17 protein-coding genes and 1 tRNA gene are annotated in these 18,098 nt (G+C 72.3%); 5 read left to right on the top strand and 13 right to left on the bottom strand.

Annotated elements, in window-relative coordinates:
- Positions 1-37: 37 nt before the first annotated feature.
- From KLP28_05775 to KLP28_05750, 6 genes are all read right to left on the bottom strand, one after another.
- A complete protein-coding gene (locus tag KLP28_05775) occupies positions 38-1,537 on the bottom strand; it encodes an acetyl-CoA carboxyl transferase (protein ID QWC86210.1) in 1,500 nt (499 codons plus the stop codon).
- The gene (locus KLP28_05770; GenBank protein QWC86209.1) at positions 1,530-2,045 is read right to left on the bottom strand and encodes an SRPBCC family protein; all 516 of its coding nucleotides are present in this window, start codon (positions 2,043-2,045) and stop codon (positions 1,530-1,532) included. Before KLP28_05770 ends, KLP28_05775 begins: the two co-directional genes overlap by 8 nt.
- A 43-nt stretch (positions 2,046-2,088) precedes the next feature.
- Positions 2,089-2,586 (bottom strand): GNAT family N-acetyltransferase, encoded by a 498-nt coding sequence (locus tag KLP28_05765; GenBank protein ID QWC86208.1) that lies wholly within the window; start codon positions 2,584-2,586, stop codon positions 2,089-2,091.
- A 20-nt stretch (positions 2,587-2,606) separates the two neighbouring features.
- Positions 2,607-3,419: a maleylpyruvate isomerase N-terminal domain-containing protein gene (locus tag KLP28_05760; protein QWC86207.1), complete on the bottom strand. Its 813-nt coding sequence runs from the start codon at positions 3,417-3,419 to the stop codon at positions 2,607-2,609.
- A 56-nt stretch (positions 3,420-3,475) separates the two neighbouring features.
- A complete protein-coding gene (locus KLP28_05755; GenBank protein QWC86206.1) occupies positions 3,476-3,694 on the bottom strand; it encodes a hypothetical protein in 219 nt (72 codons plus the stop codon).
- A gap of 188 nt (positions 3,695-3,882) precedes the next feature.
- Positions 3,883-5,742: an acyl-CoA dehydrogenase gene (locus KLP28_05750; protein QWC86205.1), complete on the bottom strand. Its 1,860-nt coding sequence runs from the start codon at positions 5,740-5,742 to the stop codon at positions 3,883-3,885.
- A 279-nt stretch (positions 5,743-6,021) separates the two neighbouring features.
- Between KLP28_05750 and KLP28_05745 the strand changes: the two genes are divergently transcribed.
- Together KLP28_05745 and KLP28_05740 are read left to right on the top strand one after the other, a co-directional pair.
- The gene (locus tag KLP28_05745) at positions 6,022-6,930 is read left to right on the top strand and encodes a sulfite exporter TauE/SafE family protein (protein ID QWC86204.1); all 909 of its coding nucleotides are present in this window, start codon (positions 6,022-6,024) and stop codon (positions 6,928-6,930) included.
- Between the two features lie 64 nt (positions 6,931-6,994).
- Positions 6,995-7,453 (top strand): Rrf2 family transcriptional regulator, encoded by a 459-nt coding sequence (locus KLP28_05740; GenBank protein ID QWC86203.1) that lies wholly within the window; start codon positions 6,995-6,997, stop codon positions 7,451-7,453.
- Positions 7,454-7,531: 78 nt separating this feature from the next.
- On the opposite strand, the gene KLP28_05735 is transcribed toward KLP28_05740, so the two are convergent.
- Both KLP28_05735 and KLP28_05730 read right to left on the bottom strand, forming a co-directional pair.
- The gene (locus KLP28_05735; protein ID QWC86202.1) at positions 7,532-8,191 is read right to left on the bottom strand and encodes a DUF2461 domain-containing protein; all 660 of its coding nucleotides are present in this window, start codon (positions 8,189-8,191) and stop codon (positions 7,532-7,534) included.
- On the bottom strand, positions 8,188-8,391 hold the full coding sequence (locus KLP28_05730) for a hypothetical protein (protein ID QWC86832.1): 204 nt from the start codon (positions 8,389-8,391) through the stop codon (positions 8,188-8,190). Before KLP28_05730 ends, KLP28_05735 begins: the two co-directional genes overlap by 4 nt.
- A gap of 93 nt (positions 8,392-8,484) precedes the next feature.
- Between KLP28_05730 and KLP28_05725 the strand changes: the two genes are divergently transcribed.
- Complete coding sequence (locus KLP28_05725; GenBank protein QWC86201.1) at positions 8,485-9,108, top strand: hypothetical protein; 624 nt, start codon at positions 8,485-8,487, stop codon at positions 9,106-9,108.
- Complete coding sequence (locus tag KLP28_05720; protein QWC86200.1) at positions 9,105-10,496, top strand: MFS transporter; 1,392 nt, start codon at positions 9,105-9,107, stop codon at positions 10,494-10,496. The genes KLP28_05725 and KLP28_05720 overlap by 4 nt, the downstream gene beginning before the upstream one ends.
- 13 nt (positions 10,497-10,509) lie before the next feature.
- Here the strand turns inward: KLP28_05720 and KLP28_05715 are convergent.
- Positions 10,510-10,583: transfer RNA gene (locus KLP28_05715), tRNA-Gly, on the bottom strand.
- Between the two features lie 69 nt (positions 10,584-10,652).
- Between KLP28_05715 and KLP28_05710 the strand changes: the two genes are divergently transcribed.
- Complete coding sequence (locus tag KLP28_05710) at positions 10,653-11,231, top strand: dCTP deaminase (GenBank protein ID QWC86199.1); 579 nt, start codon at positions 10,653-10,655, stop codon at positions 11,229-11,231.
- 78 nt (positions 11,232-11,309) lie between these two features.
- Here KLP28_05710 and KLP28_05705 read toward each other — a convergent pair whose 3' ends face one another.
- From KLP28_05705 to KLP28_05690, 4 genes are all read right to left on the bottom strand, one after another.
- Complete coding sequence (locus KLP28_05705) at positions 11,310-12,509, bottom strand: acyl-CoA dehydrogenase family protein (GenBank protein QWC86198.1); 1,200 nt, start codon at positions 12,507-12,509, stop codon at positions 11,310-11,312.
- Between the two features lie 51 nt (positions 12,510-12,560).
- Entirely contained in the window at positions 12,561-13,886 is a 1,326-nt protein-coding gene (locus KLP28_05700; protein ID QWC86197.1) for a DUF1501 domain-containing protein, read from the bottom strand.
- Positions 13,883-15,346, bottom strand: a complete 1,464-nt coding sequence (locus KLP28_05695) for a DUF1800 domain-containing protein (GenBank protein ID QWC86196.1) — start codon at positions 15,344-15,346, stop codon at positions 13,883-13,885. Before KLP28_05695 ends, KLP28_05700 begins: the two co-directional genes overlap by 4 nt.
- 98 nt (positions 15,347-15,444) lie before the next feature.
- On the bottom strand, positions 15,445-17,946 hold the full coding sequence (locus KLP28_05690; GenBank protein ID QWC86195.1) for a hypothetical protein: 2,502 nt from the start codon (positions 17,944-17,946) through the stop codon (positions 15,445-15,447).
- Positions 17,947-18,098 lie beyond the last annotated feature (152 nt).

Below are 18,098 nucleotides of genomic sequence, written 5' to 3'. Positions count from 1 at the left end.
ACCCGTCGCCCCGCAGGGGGTGGCGGGTCGTCGTGCGTCAGGCGTAGCGGTGCAGGCGGGCGGCGCGTCGGGCGGCGTCGTCGGTGCCTCCGAGGTCGCTCAACGCCGCGGCGACCCCGCCTGCGAGGCGTACGACCAGCTCGCGACCCTCACCCTCGAGGACCTGGTCGACGAGTCCGTGGGTGGCCATGGCCGCCGCCGTGACGCCGTGCGCGTGGGCCATCTCGGCCGCGTGCGACGTGTCGCGATGGACGATCGCCGAGGCTCCCTCGGGCGGCAGCGGCGAGAGCCAGCCCGTGCCGCTCGCGATGACGTGGTCGGCCGGCAGCAGGGCCAGGGCACCGCCACCGTTGCCCTGCCCGAGCAGCACGCTGACGGTCGGCACCGGCAGCGAGGTCAGCTCGGCCAGGCAGCGGGCGATCTCGCCGGCCATCGCCCCCTGCTCCGCGGCGACGGACAGCTCGGCGCCGCCGGTGTCGACGACCGTGACCAGCGGCAGGCCGAGCTCGGCGGCCAGGCGCATGCCGCGGCGTGCCGTACGCAACCCCGCGGGACCGAACGGTCCGTGCGCGGCGACCGAGGCGCGGTCGTGCCCGACGAGCACGCAGCTGTGCCCACCGAGGCGGGTCAGGGCGAGCAGCACGCCGGGGTCGCGCTCACCCTCCCCGGTGCCGCTGAGCACCACGGTGCCCTCGGCGCCGACGGCGAGCAGGTCGCGGACGCCCGGGTGGTCCTCTGCGCGTGACCGGCGCACCACCGACCACGTGCCCGACGCGTCTGCCGGCGGCGTCGGCGGTGCCGGTGGCGACGACTGCTCCGCCCGCGCGTCGCCCGCGGCACCGACGTGCACCACCCGGTCGGTGAGCAGCCGCACGACCGCGGCGGCCCTCTCACGCAGCCGGGCGACGGGCAGCACGGCGTCCACGACGCCGTGGGCGGCGAGGTTCTCCCCGGTCTGCACGCCCTCGGGGAACGGCTCGCCGTGCAGCGCCTCGAAGACCCGGGGCCCCAGGAAGCCGACGAGCGCGTCGGGTTCGACCGCCGTCATCTGGCCGAGGGACCCCCAGGAGGCCATGACGCCACCGGTGGTGGGGTGGCGGAGCCACACGAGGTACGCCAGCCCGGCGGCACGATGCGCCGCGATCGCGGCGGCGACCGGAGCCATCTGCACGAACGCGGGGACGCCCTCCTGCATGCGCGTCCCCCCGGAGACCGGCGCCGCGAGCACGGGAAGTCCCTCGGCGGTCGCCCGCTCGACGGCGGCGCGGATGCGTCGCGCCGTGGCACGCCCGACCGAACCGGCGAGGAAGTCGAACTCCCCGACCACGACCGCCACGGGCAGGCCGTCGAGGAGCGCCCTGCCGGTCACGACGGACTCGTCCGTGCCCGCCTTCTGCGCGGCTCGGGCGAGCTGGGCGGCGTACGCGTCGTCAGGGGTCTCGGAGCCCTCGCGGACGACGGGAGCGTCCCACGACTCGAAGGTGCCGGGGTCCAGGACCCGCCTGATCAGCTCGGCGGAGGAGAGGCGTTCAGGCACCCGTGGATCGTACGGCGCCCAACTCGAGCCCGACCCCGGGCCGATCGGCGAGGGGCGTCGGTGCGGTGACCTGGGCACGGCGCTCCGCGAGCTCGGTGAGCCGGCTCAGCTCCGCCGGGAGAGAGGTGGCGAGCCGCTCGGTGAGCCGTCGACGGTAGAGGCGGGCCAGCCGGCCGCGCAGGGTCACCGAGACCGTCACGTCGCTGCCGCCGCCGGCCGAGCGCACCTGGTAGCGCGACTCCACCCGCGCACCGAGCAGCCGGGTCGCCTGCGCGTAGCTGTGGCCCGGCACGAACAGGGTGATGACGAAGTCCTCGCGGCCACCGTCGGTGCGCTCCTTGCGACCGGTGGCGTTGCACCGCATCGGCGAGCTCATCGAGACGTCACGGCACCGGGTCACCCACTGCGGCCAGGTCTCGTGGTCCTCCCAGCGCTGCCAGACCTCGTCCGGAGCCGCCGATGTGTGCCGTTGCGCCCTGCCCACCTCGCGCGTGCGTGCCTTCGCCACCTCGCACCACCCCTCCACTCGGCCGGTCAGGTCCGGGAGGACCTCACGCCAGCTGTTTGACCTGCAGGGACACCTCAGTCCCTGGCCCCCCGAGCCGCGCGACCTCGGTGAAGCCGCGGGAGGCGTGGAAGGCCAGCGACGCGGCGTTGGGAGGGTCGGTGTCGACCTCGAGGCACAGGCGCCCGTGGGAGACGGCGTCCCCCTCGACCTCGTCGTAGACGATGGTTCCCAGACCGCGGCGGTGCACGCGCGCGTCCAGCACGATCCTGTCGAGATACAGGAATTCGTCGTAGGCGGCGTCGAACCAGCGGTACTTCGCCGAGTCGTACGCCGAGCCCGGGCCGACCACGACCACGAAGCCGACGACCTGCTCGTCCTCGTCCGGCTCCTCGAGCACGACGACGTCGAAGCGCTGCGCCCAGCCCCGCAGCTGCGTCAGGCGGGCGCGGTCGAGCGGCGAGAGCACCGCGACGTGCTCCTCGTTGAGGGCGAGCACGCGGTCGACGTCGGCGTCGCGCAGCGGTCTGAGGCGCGCGCTCACGGGGTCGGGGGGTCCCGCGGTCAGGGGGTCACGGCGAGCGCAGGCAGGACGCGGTCGGCGAGGTCACGGTCGCCGGTGACGGCGATCTCGCGTACGCCGGGCTCCTGCCGTCCGCCGGCGAGCACGGTGAAGGTCTCGGTGCTCATGGCCAGACCGACCGTGGGCTCGTCGGGGAGGTCGTCGGTGAGTCCGACGCGGCCCTCGGGGCGCATCGCGTACGCCAGCGACATGTCGGCGTCGGTGAGGGTCAGCAGCACCGACTGGTCGGACCCCAGCCCGACGCGCTTGCCCAGCACGAAGGGAAGGGCGCCGAGGAAGCTGCGTACGACGTGCGCCGACGCGGCGCCCTCGAAGCCGCCGGGGCGACCGACGGCGCGGCGTACGTCCTGCTCGTGCATCCACACGTCGACGACGCGGTTGGACAGCAGGGTGTTCCAGTCCCAGTCGCCGAGCCCGCCGTCGGCACGGGCCGAGCCGTCGGTGGGCGGGTGGGCGCGCAGGTGCTCGGCGCGGGCGGTGACGGCGGCCTGCAGCTCCTCGAGCACCTCCAGCGCCGCGCGACCGCGGCGGGCGTGCACGCCCTGCTCGATCCAGGCGTTGACGGGGCCTCTGACGTGCGGGGAGTCGGGCAGGTCGACCTCGTCGTGCGCCGTGCCGGTCATGACGGCCTCGAGATGGGCGGTGTGGCCGAAGACGTCGGCGACCGTCCAGCCGGGGAGGTCTGTCGGGACGGACCAGTCGTCCTCGGACAGCGCGCGGCCGAGCGCGAGGAAGCTCGCGCACGCCTCGGCCCAGGCGTCGATGGCGGCCTGCAGCCGCTGCTCGTCGTTCATGGATCGCACCCTACGGTCAGCCTGCGATGAGCGCGGTCGGGTGACAGCCCGGCGCGTCAGTACTGGTTGTCGGTGCGACGGTCCTGCTGCACGTAGGTGGTGCGGGTGTTGGAGCGCTGGTAGCTGAGGTAGAGCGCGAGACCGATGGCGAGCAGGCCGGCCAGCATCAGGATCACGCCGGTCGCGTCCTCGTTGATGCCGGGGATGTCGACGTCGATCGCCCAGTAGAGGATCGCGCCGATGACCAGCAGGACGACGCCGATGCCGGTGCCCATGGTGTTGCCTCTCGTCGAAGTGCAGAGTCGGCTGCTGAGCAGCAGGTCACACGTACCCGGCGTACGCCACGCCGACACAACCGCCACGCCGCGCCGACGCGTCGTCGTTGCCGAGACGAGACGCGGCAGGGCCGGACCGTGCGTACGGTCCGGCCCTGCGGCGGGTGATCAGCAGCTGGTGGCGCGTGTCAGAACGCAGCCTCGTCGAGCTCCATGATCGAGCCGTCGACGGCCTCGGCCATGGCCCGCTCCGCGGCGATCTTCGGCAGCACGTTGCGGGCGAAGAACTGCGCGGCGGCGACCTTGCCCTCGTAGAAGGCCTGGTCGGAGCCGGTGTCACCGGCCAGCTTCTCCAGTGCCAGCTCGGCGTGACGCAGCAGCAGCCAGGAGCAGGTGATGTCGCCGAGCACCATCAGCAGGCGGGTCGTGTTCAGGCCGACCTTGTAGATGTTGGTGATGTCGCCGCCCTCCTGGCGGACGTCGGCCGCCATGAGGGTGTTGATCATCTCGCCGACGATCGCCTGGGCGTCGGTCAGCGCGCTCGCGAGCAGCTCGCGCTCCACCTTGAGACGGCCGTTGCCGCCCTCGTTGTCGATGAACGCCTGGATCTCGTTGTTGAGGTGGCCCAGCGCGGCGGCCTGGTTCTTCACGATCTTGCGGAAGAAGAAGTCCTGGCCCTGGATCGCGGTGGTGCCCTCGTAGAGCGTGTCGATCTTGGCGTCGCGCACGTACTGCTCGATCGGGTACTCCTGCAGGAAGCCCGACCCGCCGAAGGTCTGCAGCGACTCGGTGCCGAGCAGCGTCCAGGACTTCTCCGAGCCGTAGCCCTTGACGATGGGCAGCAGCAGGTCGTTGACCTGCTCGGCCATCTCGTCGCGCTCGCCGGCGTGCTCGGCGAGCATGACCTTGTCCTGCCAGGAGGCCGTGTAGAGCACGAGGGCGCGCATCGCCTCGGCGTAGGACTTCTGGGTCATCAGCGACCGGCGTACGTCGGGGTGGTGCGTGATGGTCACGCGCGGTGCGGTCTTGTCGGCGGCCTGGGCGAGGTCGGCGCCCTGCACGCGGGACTTGGCGAACTCCAGCGCGTTGAGGTAGCCGGTCGACAGCGTCGCGATGGCCTTGGAGCCGACCATCATGCGGGCGTTCTCGATGACCTGGAACATCTGGGCGATGCCGTCGTGGACCTCGCCGAGCAGCCAGCCCTTGGCGGGCTCGTTCGCGCCGAAGGTCAGCTCGCAGGTGTTGGAGACCTTCAGACCCATCTTGTGCTCGACGTTGGTGACGTAGACGCCGTTGCGCTCGCCGGTGAGCTCGCCGGTCTCGTGGTCGAAGTGGTACTTCGGCACCAGGAAGAGGGAGAGGCCCTTGGTGCCGGGGCCGCCGGCGCCCTCGACGCCCACGGGGCGGGCGAGGGTGAGGTGCATGATGTTCTCGCTCATGTCGTGCTCGGCGGAGGTGATGAACCGCTTCACACCCTCGATGTTCCACGAGCCGTCCTCGTTGGCGGTGGCCTTCGCTCGGCCGGCGCCGACGTCGGAGCCTGCGTCGGGCTCGGTGAGGACCATCGTGGCGCCCCACTGCCGCTCGATCATGATCTCGGCGATCTTCTTGTCGCGCTCGTTGCCGTTGCGGCTGACGATGCCGGCGAAGGACGGCCCGGCGGCGTACATCCAGATGGGGGCGTTGGAGCCGAGCACGAGCTCGCCGATCGCCCAGTTCAGCGTCGAGGGGGCGGGGGTGCCGCCGTCCTCCGCGCTCAACTGGAGGCGCCAGTACTCCGCGTCCATCCAGGCCTGGTAGCTCTTCTTGAACGACTCGGGGATCGGTGCCGTGTGCGTCTCGGGGTCGAAGACCGGGGGGTTGCGGTCGGAGTCGACGAAGGAGTCGGCCAGCTCCTCGCGGGCCATGCGGTCGACCTCGCCGAGGATCGCCTTCGCGGTGTCGACGTCGACGTCCTCGAAGGGGCCGGATCCGAGCACCTCGTCGCGCTTCAGGAACTCGAACAGGTTGAACTCGATGTCGCGGATGTTGCTCTTGTAGTGACCCACTGCGATCCACCTCGTGTCGGTGTGGCCCCCGCTGGGCGGGGCGGCCGGCTTGCGTACGTCTCTTGTTACTCCTGAGTAACCGATTCTGGGACGTCCTAGGACCCCTCGCAAGCGAAACGCCGTGCGGCGTGGGTCACGCCTTCGCAGTCTTTGCCGTCACGCCAGGCATGCCGCGGCGCGTCGCGGCCGGATGGTGTTGCAGCGACGTCCGATCTGTGTTTCTCTATCGACGTACTAACCATAGTGAGTTAGTCGACAATCACGATCGGAGCTTCCCCCGTGCGCAACCTCATCGTCCTCGCCGTCGTCGGCCTCTTCGCCCAGCTGGTCGACGGCAGCCTCGGCATGGCCTTCGGCGTCACCTCCACGACCCTCCTCCTCGCCGCGGGCATCGCCCCGGCCGCCGCCTCCGCGGCCGTGCACTTCTCCGAGCTCGGCACCACGCTCGTCTCGGGCTTCGCGCACCACAAGCTCGGCAACGTCGACTGGCGCACCGTCTCGATCATGGCCGTGCCGGGCGCGATCGGCGCCTTCGTCGGCGCGACCTTCCTCGTCAGCCTGGACGCCGAGACCGCCAAGCCGTGGGTGGCGGGCATCCTGCTGGCGCTCGGTGTGTACGTCGTGTGGCGCTTTCTCGTGCTCGGCGGGCGCCGGCCGCAGTTCAAGGGCCGGCTGTCGGTGCGTTTCCTGGTGCCGCTCGGCCTCTTCGGCGGCACCCTCGACGCATTGGGTGGCGGCGGCTGGGGCCCCGTCGGCACGACCACGCTGCTGTCCTCGGGTCGCCTCGAGCCCCGCAAGGTCGTGGGCTCGATCGACACCTCGGAGTTCCTCGTCGCCGTCGGCGGTTCGGTCGGCTTCCTCCTGGCGCTCGGCACGCAGGGCATCAACTTCGCCTGGGCGCTCGCCCTCATGGCGGGCGGCGTGGTGGCTGCGCCGATCGCGGCGTACCTCGTGAAGATCCTCGCGCCCCGCGTGCTCGGTGTCGCCGCCGGCGGCCTGATCATCCTGACGAACTCCAACACCATCCTCTCCGCCGTCGGGGTGCCCGGGGCCGCCCAGGCGTACGTCGCGCTCGGCGTGGCCGCCCTGTGGATCAGCGGCATCGTGTGGGCGGTCAAGCAGGAGCGCCTGGCCCGTCGCAACGAGGCTGCCGGAGAGATCGAGACGGTCACGATGGCCGGCATCTGATCTCTGCTGCGCCGACGGGCGTCGTACGCGGCGCCAGTGCCCCCTCGGATGGGACACTGGCGCCGTGCGCGTCTCCGCCAAGTCCGACTACGCCCTGCGCGCGCTGATCGAGATCGTCACCGAGGAGTCCGGTCGACCGGTCAGCGCCGAGTCGCTGTCGACCCGGCAGGACATCCCGCACGGCTTCCTCCAGGCGATCCTCGGCGATCTCCGACGGGCCGGCATCTGTGCCTCGCAGCGCGGTCAGTCCGGGGGGTGGCGCATGGCGAGGGCTGCGGCGGAGGTGCGCGTCGCCGACGTGATCAGGGCGGTCGACGGACCGCTGGTCAGCGTGTACGGCCTCCGCCCCGAGGCGGTGGAGTACAACGAGCGCGCCGCCGTGCTGCAGCCGGTGTGGATCGCGGCGAGGTCCAGCCTGCGTGAGGTGCTCGAGTCGGTCACCATCGCCGACCTCGCCGCGGGTGAGCTGCCCGACGCCGTGCAGGAGCGCACCGGCGACGAGGACGCCTGGCAGCCCCACTGACCGCCGAGAGGGCACAAAATCGCGCCGAGAGGGCACATAGTCACGCCCAGAGGGCACAAAATCGCGCCGATGGAGGTCTCAGCCCTCGCGCAGCACCACGTCGTCGGCCTCGACCCGGGTGTGCTCGGTGACCCACGTGACGAGCGGCATCGCCTCACGCCAGTCCGCCGCGACCTGGTCCGCGAGCGCCGGCGTGTGGATCCAGTCCTCGAAGCCGTAGTGCTTGGCCAGCGTCAGCGTCTTGTGACGCAGCAGGTCGATACGCGGGTGGTCCGCGTCCCAGCCGCGCGGTGAGGTCTTCAGCCGGTCACCGCCGCGTTCCCAGCCGGCGCCCTCGAGAGCGGCGAGCGTACGCTCCAGCGACTCACCCGCAGGGGAGTCGACCGCCGTGCGGAACGCCGCCAGCCGGGCCGGCTCGGCGTGGTAGAAACCGACGCCCACACGGAAGCCGGGCGCGGCCACCTCGGCGTACAGGCCTGTCGCCGGGGCCTTCTGGACGAACAGCCCCTGGTGCGTCTTGTACGGCGTCTTGTCCTTGCTGAAGCGCACGTCGCGGTAGGGCCGGAACAGCTTGGCCTTGCCGAACTCCGGCTCGAGCGTCGCGGCGAGGGCCTGCATCGGGCCGCGGACGGCCTCGGCGTACGTCTGCTTGCGCGCCTCCCAGAACGACTTCGTGTTGTCGAGCTCGAGGTCGTCGTAGAAGTCGAGGGCGGCCACTGGGATGCCGGCGAAGCTCATCGCTCGCCCCGCGCGTCCCCGCCCGAGTCCGGGTAGGTGAACGGGTCGTTGTCGGCGTCGGTCAGCCCACGGTTCGCCACGATCGCGGCGATGGGCGGGATGACCGCGGCGACCAGGCTCATCACCACAGCCGCGGTGGTGGAGAAGAAGCGCACGACGCCCCAGGCGAGAACGATGAGGGTCAGGCAGGTGCCCATCATCACGAAGTAGGCGCGGCGGCGCTTGGCACGGCGTACGGAGCGTTGTTCCACGACCACCCCCTACCCGCTGCCCGCGGGTGGCACGATCCGCTCATGACCGCCTCCCGTTCGGGCCCTCCCGTGGTCGCTGCCGTCTGGGTGCTAACCGTGCTGCAGCTGGCCGCGGCGGTCTTCGTGGACCTGCCTCAGTTCGAGGGCAAGGCGTTCGGGTCGCGGCTGGTGCTCTACCCGCTGATGATGCTCGTCGCCCCGGTGCTGTGGTGGGTGTTCCGCGGACGGCGCGGCGCCGGCGGGGCGCGCCCCGTGCCCTGGCTCGCGTTCGGGCTGGTCATGGCGCCGTTCCTCGTCGACGTCACGGGCAACACGCTCGACCTCTACGACGCGGTCTCGTGGTGGGACGACGCCAACCACCTCGTCAACTGGGCGCTGCTGCTCGCGGGCATCGGGCTGCTGGTCGCTCGCGACGTGCGACCCCGATGGGTGCAGGTCGCCCTCGTCACGGGTCTCGGGGCGCTGCTCGCGATCGGGTGGGAGATCGGGGAGTACTACGCCTTCATCCGCGGCGGCACCGAGCTCGACGGGGCGTACGAGGACACGCTCGGCGACGAGGTGCTCGGCTCCCTCGGGGCGCTGGTCGCGGGGTCGTGGCTGGCGTGGCGTACGAAGACGACCGATGCCGGGAACAACCACCCCGCCCGGACTGTTGACCCCCGGTGACGTCAGACGCGAAGCGGGTCAGCCTGCTCATGGGGCTGCTCTTCGGGCTGGCCGGCATGGGATCCTCCTCGGCAGCGGTCGTGCTGCCCGTCATGGCCGAGGACCTCGGCACCTCCGTCGGCGTCGCGACCTGGACGATCAGCCTCTACACCCTGATGCTGGCGATCACCACGGCCGTGTACGGACGCATCTCCGACCTCGTCGGGGTGCGTTGGCCCCTGGCCGTCGGTCTCGCCCTGATGGTCCTGGGCGCCCTGGGCGCGGCGCTCGCGCCGAACCTCGCCGTGCTCATCGCCGCGCGCGGCATGCAGGGATTCGGCGCGGCCGCCATCCCGACCCTGGGTGTCGCGGCGCTCTCGGCGCGCTACGACGGCGACGTACGCGGCAACGCGCTCGCCCGCCTCGCCGGCGCGGCGGCTGCGGTGAGCTGCCTCGGACCGCTCGTCGGCGGCACCGTCGAGTCCGCCTTCGGGTGGCGCGCCGTGATGGCGCTGCCGGTGCTCGGCCTGCTGGTGCTGCCGTTCATCTGGCACGCGCTGACCGACGAAGGCACCGGGGCCCACCTCGACATCCCCGGCGCGCTGCTCGTGATGGCGGCCACCGGTGGTGTCGTGCTGCTGCTCCAGTCGCCCGCGTCGGGCCTGTTGCTGGCCGGCGTGGGCGTCGCGCTCCTGGCGCTCGGTGTGCCGGCCGTGGTCGCGTGGGTGAAGCGGCACCCGATGGGGTTCCTGCCGGAGGAGGTCGCGACCAACAGGACCGTCGTACGCAGCGCCCTCGCCGCGTCGGCGATCCCTGCCTCGTGGTTCGCGCTGCTCGTCGGCGTGCCGGCCGTGCTGGTCGGCGAGGGGTGGGAGACCTGGCACGTCGGGCTCCTGCTGCTGCCCTCGGCGGCGCTGGCGCTGCTCATCCCGCAGTACGTCGGCCGCGTGCTCGCCCGCGTCGGCGCGACGAAGGTGCTGGTGGGCGCGGCCGTGGTCTCCGCGGGGGCGATGGCACTCGCCGCGCTCGGCACGGCCATCGAGAGCCCGTGGCTGCGGCTGCCGCTCCTGGTCGGCACGGTTCTCTTCACCACCGTCGCCTTCGGCGTCGGGCAGCCGAGCCTCTCGGCGGCGGTCTCCGATGCCGTCCGAGCCCCGGTCCGCGGGGTCGCGCTCGGTGTGGCCACGCTGTGCTTCCTGTTGGGCGGCTCGATCGGTGCCGCCGTGGTCGGTGGCGTCGGCGACGCCCTGGGCGTGCCGGTGGCCCTCGGGCTCCTCGCCCTGCTGCCTGTGCTCGGCGTCATCGTGCTGCTGCCGGAGATCGGTGACGAGCGCCGGCGTTCGGCTGCCGAGGAACCACGAGATACCTCGGGCGGGGCGTACGACGCGGCGCCCGTCACGTTGGACTGAGGTCACCGTGTGGTGGAGCGGATGACGAGAATCGAACTCGCATTCTCAGCTTGGGAAGCTGATGTTCTGCCATTGAACTACATCCGCGGGACTGCGCCCCGACTCTAACCGACGGCGTACGCCGGGCTGAGCGAGGGCGCGGGGTAGCCTCACGCCGTGCTGCTCTCCGACCGTGACATCCACGCCGAGATCGACGCCGGGCGTGTGGCCCTGGACCCCTGGGACCCCGAGATGGTGCAGCCGTCGAGCATCGACGTGCGGCTGGACCGCTTCTTCCGCACGTTCGAGAACCATCGCTACCCCCACATCGACCCGTCCATCGCGCAGCCGGAGCTGACGCGCGAGGTGGAGCCCGAGGGCGACGAGCCGTTCATCCTGCACCCGGGCGAGTTCGTGCTCGGGTCGACGTACGAGGTCGTCACGCTGCCCGACGACGTGGCCGCGCGTCTGGAGGGCAAGAGCTCCCTGGGACGGCTCGGGCTGCTGACGCACTCGACCGCAGGCTTCATCGACCCCGGCTTCTCGGGTCACGTGACGCTCGAACTCGCGAACGTCGCGAACCTGCCGATCACGCTCTACCCCGGCATGAAGATCGGGCAGATGTGCTTCTTCCGGCTCTCCAGCCCGGCGACGCACCCGTACGGCTCGGAGAAGTACGGGTCCCGCTACCAGGGTCAGCGCGGCCCGACGGCGAGCCGGTCGTACGCGAACTTCCACCGCACCCGCATCGACTGAGCACCGCGCGCCGCGGTGCGTGAACCCCAGGACGCGCTGTGGCGCGTCGAGAGGTTCACGCACGCGACCCGAGGCCGCTCAGCGGAAGGCGGCGTGCCCGGTGAGGGCCTGCCCGAGCACGAGCGTGTGCATCTCGACGGTGCCCTCGTAGGTCAGCACCGACTCGAGATTGTTGGCGTGCCGGATGACCGGGTACTCCAGCGAGATGCCGTTCGCGCCCAGGATCGTGCGGGAGGTGCGGCAGATCTCGATGGCCTCGCGGATGTTGTTGAGCTTGCCGATGCTGACGTGCTCGGGACGGATGAGCCCCTTGTCCTTCGAGCGGCCCAGGTGCAGCGCGAGCAGCTGCCCCTTCACGAGCTCGAGCGTCATGTCCGCGAACTTCTGCTGGGTCAGCTGGTAGGCCGCGATCGGCTTGTCGAACTGCACCCGCTGGCCCGCGTAGTCCAGCGCGGCGTACAGCGAGTCGCGCGCGGCGCCCAATGACCCCCAGATGATGCCGTAGCGCGCCTCGGTCAGGCACGACAGCGGCCCCTTCAGCCCGGTGACCTCGGGCAGCACCGCCGAGGCGGGGAGGCGTACGCCGTCCATCACCAGTTCCGAGGTGATCGAGGCGCGCAGCGACATCTTGTGCTTAATCTCCGGCGCGCTGAAGCCCTCGGACTCGGTGGGCACGACGAACCCGCGGATGCCCTCCTCGGTCTGCGCCCAGACCACGGCCACGTCGGCGATCGAGCCGTTGGAGATCCACATCTTGCGACCGTCGAGGATCCAGTCGGCGTCCTCACCGGCACCGTCGCGCTTGGCGCGCGTACGCATGTTGCTCGGGTCCGACCCGTGGTCGGGCTCGGTGAGACCGAAGCAGCCGATCGCGTCGCCGGCGGCCATGCGCGGGAGCCACTCCTGCTTCTGCTCCTCCGTGCCGAACGCCCAGATGGCGTACATCGACAGCGACCCCTGCACCGAGACCATCGACCGCACCGCGGAGTCGCACGCCTCGAGTTCGAGGCAGGCCAGGCCGTAGTCGACGGCGCTCATGCCGGCGCAGCCGTACCCCTCCAGGTGCATGCCGAGGAGACCGAGCTCGCCGCACTGCTTCATCATGCCGCGCGGGTCCGGCACCTCGCCGTCCTCGAACCACTGGCCGACCTCCTCGCGCCACGGGGCGACGAGCTGGCGTACGGAGTCGCGCACGGCGATCTCCTCGACGCTCAGCTGCTCGTCGATGCCGGCCGGGTCGTCGCGGTCGAACGCGGGGCGCTTGGTGGAGGTGCTCATGGCAGCCGAGCGTACGCCGAGCCGTGGCGGCGGTCACCTCACCGCGGCGGCTCAGACGACGGCGCCGACGCCCTGCGGGGTGAACCCCGGGAAGGCGGCGGCCGAGGAGACTCCCAGCCGTCGCGTGACCACCTCGGCCAGCACCGAGCGGTAGTCCGTGGTCACGGCGAGGTCGCCCTCGCGCAGGGACGCGGCGTCCAGGCCGGGCCACCGGCCCAGGTAGCGACCCCCGCGTACGCCGGCTCCGAGCAGCAGCATCGCCGACCCCCACCCGTGGTCCAGCCCGCCGGACCCGTTCTCCACGACACGGCGGCCGAACTCCGAGACCGTCACGACCGTGACGTGCGAGCCGAGCAGCGATCCGAGGTCGGTGCAGAAGGCCGCCAGCCCCTGCGCCAGACCGGTGGCCATGGTGCGCATGGAGCGGTCGCGCGGGTCGTCGACGTCGCCGAGGTAGGCGTGCATGTCCCACGAGCCGTGGTCGACGGTGATCGCGCGGACGCCGCTGCCCGATCGGATCAGCCGTGCGGCGTCCTTCAGGGCGTCACCGAGGTCGGTGGCGGGGTAGCGGGCGCCGTTGGACGGCGCGTACGGCGAGCCCACCACCGGCCTGAGGTCCGCGGCGACGGTCAGGGCCTTGCGGGCCGAGTCGCCCAGCGGTCCCTGCGTGCCGCCCCACATGCGACGCAGTGCCGCGGCCCGGTCCCGCCGGTGCGAGCCCATGGGCCCGTTCAGCTCGGTGGCGTCGAGCTCGGCCACCGCGAGCGTCGGGGTCGGCCCGGCGAGCGCGGTCGGCAGCATCCCGGACCCCACGTGCACGCCCTGCTGCGGGTCCTCCCCGGCGACGGCACCGAGTGCCCGGTTCAGCCAGCCGGCGCGCAGCGCGTCGCCGGGGCCGGCGTCCTCGAGCTCCTCCAGCGCCGCGAAGTGCGAGCGGTTCGGCACGGGGAGTCCGGTGCCGGTGACCACCGCGAGCCGGCGGGTCTCCCACCACGGCTGCAGCGGTCGCAGCGCCGGGTGGAGGCCGAAGAAGCCGTCCTGGGCCCACAGGGCGCCGCGCGGCACCGCGATCGAGGACCGCGCCCGGTAGTAGCCGGGGTCGCCGTGCGGCACGACGAGGCTCAGCATGTCCGCGCCGCCGGACAGCGACAGCACGACGACGACGTTCTGCGGGGTCCCCGCCGCGGCGGGCAGGGCCCCGGGCAGGGTCGGGGCGGCGTACGCGGGGCCGCCGAGCACCCCGAGCGCGGTGGAGCCGAACATCGTGGTCGCGGCGAGCCCGCCGCCGATGCCCTGGAGCAGCCCGCGGCGGGTGAGTGCGGCGCCCTCGGTGCAGCAGGGTGCCTCGACTCCGTGGTCCGTGTCAGGTGCGGTCATCGCGTCATGTGCTCCGGTGAGTCCAGCAGCAGGGCCAGCAGCCACGGCATCCGCCAGCGCACCACGGGGTGCGAGCGGGTGATCACCGTGCCGGGCGAGACCTCGAGGTAGCGGCAGGCCGCGGCGAGCGTACGCGCGTCCACGGGGCGTCCCCGGAGCGTGCGGCTGAGGTGGTCGGTCAGGGTGTCGAAGCGCATCCGTCGTCGGGGCAGCCGGGAGCCGGCGGGCCGGTAGGTGACGCGCTCGCGGGGGTAGTAGCCGCCGGCCAGGTTGTGGTGCACGCGGAACGACGCGAGCATCCGTGACGCCGACGCCCAGGCCTCGGAGCGGTCGGGGAACCCGTCGGGGGTCACCCAGTGCCACGGCCTCTGGCCGACAGACGTGGTGAGCCACAGCACGGCGTTCGCCGCGGCCGCGCCGTCACCGGGGTCCCCGGGGCGACCGACCGTCACCTCGAGCGCGCGGAGGGTGGCCACGACGTCCTCCATGGGCGTACGCACCTTCGGTTGCGCCGCCGCACGGAACAGCGGGTCGTCGACCAGCGCGCGCAGCGTCGCGGGGATCGAGGTGCCGGAGGACAGGAACGCCTCGGCCACCCGGTCCACCAGTGCGGCCGGCGGGTCGTCGGCGACGAACCGCACCGCGAGCTTGGTCGCGATGCGCCGTGCGGTCGCCGGGTGCACGGCCAGTCGGGCGAGGAGGTCGGCGATGGCGTCACGGCCGCTGCCGAGCAGGTTGGGCACGGAGATGCCCAGCACCGACAGCAGGCCGCGCTCGTGGTCGCGCTCGTTCCAGACCGGCTGGAGGGTGATGCGGTCGACGCCGAGGCCGGTGAGCACCTTCGCCGCGTTGCGTACGTCGACCTCGCTGTAGCCGGACTCCCGCCCCAGCGTGTGCAGCTCGAGCAGCTCCCGGCCGAGGTTCTCGTTGATCTCGCCGGCGACCGAGGAGTCGGCGTCGAGGTACCGCAGCATCGCGGGGTGCGTGACGGCCGCGGCGAGCAGGTCGGTGAAGCGCCCGAGCGCGTGGTGGCGTACGACCTCGTCGTAGCCGGGCCGGAACGGCCAGGCCGGGGAGGCCTGGGCGTACACGTGGAGATGGTTGAGCCAGAACTCCGTCATCACCTCGTGCACCTGGCGCGAGGAGTACGTCTGCCGCAGCAGGGCGCGACGGGCGATCGACCAGGTGTAGTGGTTGCGGTGCACGCGGCCGGACTTCTGGTTCTCGAACGCCGTGCGCGGGCTGTGCGCCAGCAGGGGGAACCAGCCGTCGACGGCCTGCCCGCGGGGGTCGGAGATCCGGGAGGGGGCGAGCTGCTGCTCGAACCAGGACCGGGCCCCGCCCGCGGCGGCGGCCTCGGCGCGCAGGGCAGGGGTGTAGCCGAAGCTGAACCGGCGCAGCAGGTGCAGGTCCGCCGGCGACGGCACGGGGGTCGCGCGGTAGCGGCGGATCGGTGGCACGCTCGGACGTTCTCACGCAGCCGCCCCTGGCGCGGGGCGAATGTCCGATTCTTCGCCTCGGGGGAGAAGCCTTTACCGAGCGTGGGTGCCGGGCAGCCTCAGGCGCGGCGTACGCCCGTGACCCGGCCCCGGCGGTCGAAGGTGACCGTGCGTTCGACGGTGCGGCCGGCGGCGTCGCGGGCGCAGTAGCCGAACGCCGACCCGAGACGCGTGTGCGGCTGCCCGGCGCGGCGCAGCACGGCCTCGACCCGGGTGCCGCGGCGGAGCCCGTCGAGCACGCGGACGGGCTTGCGCACCGAGTCGTCGCGGCAGGCGTCGGGGCTGACCCCGACCGCACGCTCCCAGGTCTGCAGGTACGCCTCGGCGCCCCGGGCCATGTCGGCGACGATGTCGCCGCCGGCCTGCCGGCGCAGGTCCTCGATCCAGTCCGGGTACAGGCCGTAGTGCGCGACCCCGTCGACGTTGATGTCGTAGACGCGCTTGCCGGAGCGCTGCTTGCGCACGGTGCTGCCGCCCAGGGCCGTGAAGGGGTACGTCACCGGGTTCGGTGCGTCCGCTCCGCGCGGGTCGCCCTGCGCGCCGAGACCGTTGATGTCGGCGCCGTACCCGAGCCCGAAGAGGTACCGCTCGTCCACCCAGTCCAGGTGGGCCCGCCACTTGTCGACGAACCCGGCGGAGTCGCCCGCGTACGGCGAGATGAAGCCGCCCATCTCCAGGATCCGGGGGTACGCGTCCGGCGTCGACCACGAGTGGCTGGACAGGATGCCCGGGTAGTCCAGGCGCTCGATGAGGTCCAGGGCCTCCTTGCGCGCCGCCACGCTCATGTGGTCGGGGTCGAAGAGCATCCTGCGGTCGGCGAGCTCGCGGATCAGGTGGTCGCCCAGGGGCGTCAGGCCGCGGGCGTTGCAGTGCGGTCCCGGCGGGTAGAGCGGCACCGGCTGCAGCGCCCCGGTGACGGCGGCGACGGCGCCGAAGAGGGCGTCCTGCTGCTGGGCGAGCTCCCCCTGGGGTGCCGCCGGCAGTGCGGCCTGCTCGCGGTCGGTGACCCCGGCCTCGGCAGCGGCCTCGTCCTCGCAGCGGCGCATCGCCCAGAAGGACCCGGTCTCCAGGAAGTTCGCCGCGTTGACGGCCACCCCGGTCTCGGCGGCGTCGCCCGCGACACCGGAGAGCGCGTTGTCGAACTTGTTGACCAGCTCCATCTGGCGTACGCCCATGCGGCGCACCTCGGCGAGGCCGTCGTCGATGTCGTCGCGGGAGCACTGGGGGACGCCGAGCTTGACGGTGCAGTCGAACGGGATCGAGGTCTCGATGCCCATGATCACCGCGAGCTTGCCGGCGTTGATGACGCGTCGGGCCTGGAACGGGTTCTTCACGATGCGGTACCAGCCCTTGCCCGGGCCGCCCCACTGCGCGTCGATGTAGCGCTCGAACTCGTACATCCGGCGCGCCTGCAGCCGCACGGAGTCCATGTCGTCGCAGGAGTTGCGCTTGAGCGGGTAGAGCATGCAGAGCTGGTTGTTCTCCACCAGCAGGTTCGTGAAGACCCGCAGACCGCCGCGCCAGGCGCGCTCCATCCACTTGTAGTAGGTGCCCTCGTGGGTCAGCGAGTTCGGGGCCGGCCAGTCCTCGAAGGTCGGCCAGCCGACGGGGTCGTGCGGTTCGCCGGAGAGCAGCAGCTCCAGGGCGGCGCCGTAGCCGCCGGTCAGCGTGTGGTCCTCGCAGTCGACCAGCGCGTACGTGACGCCGTAGGGGTGCCACGGGCGGCCGCAGTGCGCCTCGCCGCCGAGGAACTCGTACGCCATGCCGTGGGTGTGCGCGTCGGTGAGACCGGTGACCTGCTGGAACGACGTCTCGCCGGCGAACGGGCGCCCCGAGACGTTGACCTGCGCCTCGGGGAAGCGTGCGCAGCCGATGGCGCGGTGCAGGGTGAAACGGCCGGGGCGGGACCCGGCGACGACGCCGGTGCCCCGGGTGCCCAGCGACCGTCCACGCGCGCTGGTGAAGGTGAAGGCGCGGCCCTTCTTGCGCACGGTGAAGTCCGCCGTGGGCGCCGGACGGTCCTGCACGCGGACGCGTGCGCCGTCGGCGGCGAGGAAGTCGCGGTCGGCGGTGAAGAGCAGGTACTGCCCGAGATCGGTGGCCTGGAAGCGCAGCGGCGAGGCCTGACCGCGTCGGGGCCGGTCGGCGGCGTAGGCGTCTCCTCGTTGCCTGACCCAGCGCCCGTTCGCCACCGATCGCAGCACGTAGCAGCCTCCGGCCATCGCGTACCGCGTCTGCGGTCGCGCGGTCCGCTTCTCCCGCAGCGGCACGGTGCGCAGCTGCGGCGTCGGCTCCCGGCGCATCGCGGCTGCGGCGGCCCGGGCGCGGCGGGAGTCCTCCGGTGAGGTCGGGTCGTACGCCGTCTCGTCGAGCACCCCGGCGCGGGAGAGCGCGTTCTTCATCTCGTACGTCGCCTCGCTCCCCGCGGTGCCGCCCGAGGCGCCGTGCTCGTCGTGGGCCTGGACCGCCGACGGCGTCAGCGCCGTGCCGAGGAGGGTCACCGAGAGGGCTCCGAGCAGAGCACCGCGCAGTCGGGGTCGCGTCTGGGGGCTCCGTGTCACGTGGACCTCCGAGGTGACGGGTCGACCTCACCGACGGCGGTCGACGTTGGGAGGACGGTAGGCCAGACCGGTCTCGTTGTCGCCCCTTTCGGGTGGACGAGATGCACCCGGGACCCCGTGCGCACGCACCACGGCCCGGCCCCCACAGGTGG

Source organism: Nocardioidaceae bacterium (genome assembly GCA_018672315.1).
Taxonomy (GTDB): Bacteria; Actinomycetota; Actinomycetes; order Propionibacteriales; family Nocardioidaceae; genus TYQ2.
The sequence above is the reverse complement of the archived record's forward strand: the minus strand, read 5'-3'. Positions and strand labels throughout refer to the sequence as shown.

Excerpts from the sequence above, each read along its gene's own strand:
- KLP28_05730 (QWC86832.1), bottom strand. The coding sequence starts at position 8,391 with ATGATGGGCACCTGCCTGACCCTCATCGTTCTCGCCTGGGGCGTCGTG.
- KLP28_05760 (QWC86207.1), bottom strand. The coding sequence starts at position 3,419 with ATGAACGACGAGCAGCGGCTGCAGGCCGCCATCGACGCCTGGGCCGAG.
- KLP28_05700 (QWC86197.1), bottom strand. The coding sequence starts at position 13,886 with ATGACCGCACCTGACACGGACCACGGAGTCGAGGCACCCTGCTGCACC.
- KLP28_05735 (QWC86202.1), bottom strand. The coding sequence starts at position 8,191 with ATGAGCTTCGCCGGCATCCCAGTGGCCGCCCTCGACTTCTACGACGAC.
- KLP28_05705 (QWC86198.1), bottom strand. The coding sequence starts at position 12,509 with ATGAGCACCTCCACCAAGCGCCCCGCGTTCGACCGCGACGACCCGGCC.
- KLP28_05755 (QWC86206.1), bottom strand. The coding sequence starts at position 3,694 with ATGGGCACCGGCATCGGCGTCGTCCTGCTGGTCATCGGCGCGATCCTC.
- KLP28_05725 (QWC86201.1), top strand. The coding sequence starts at position 8,485 with ATGACCGCCTCCCGTTCGGGCCCTCCCGTGGTCGCTGCCGTCTGGGTG.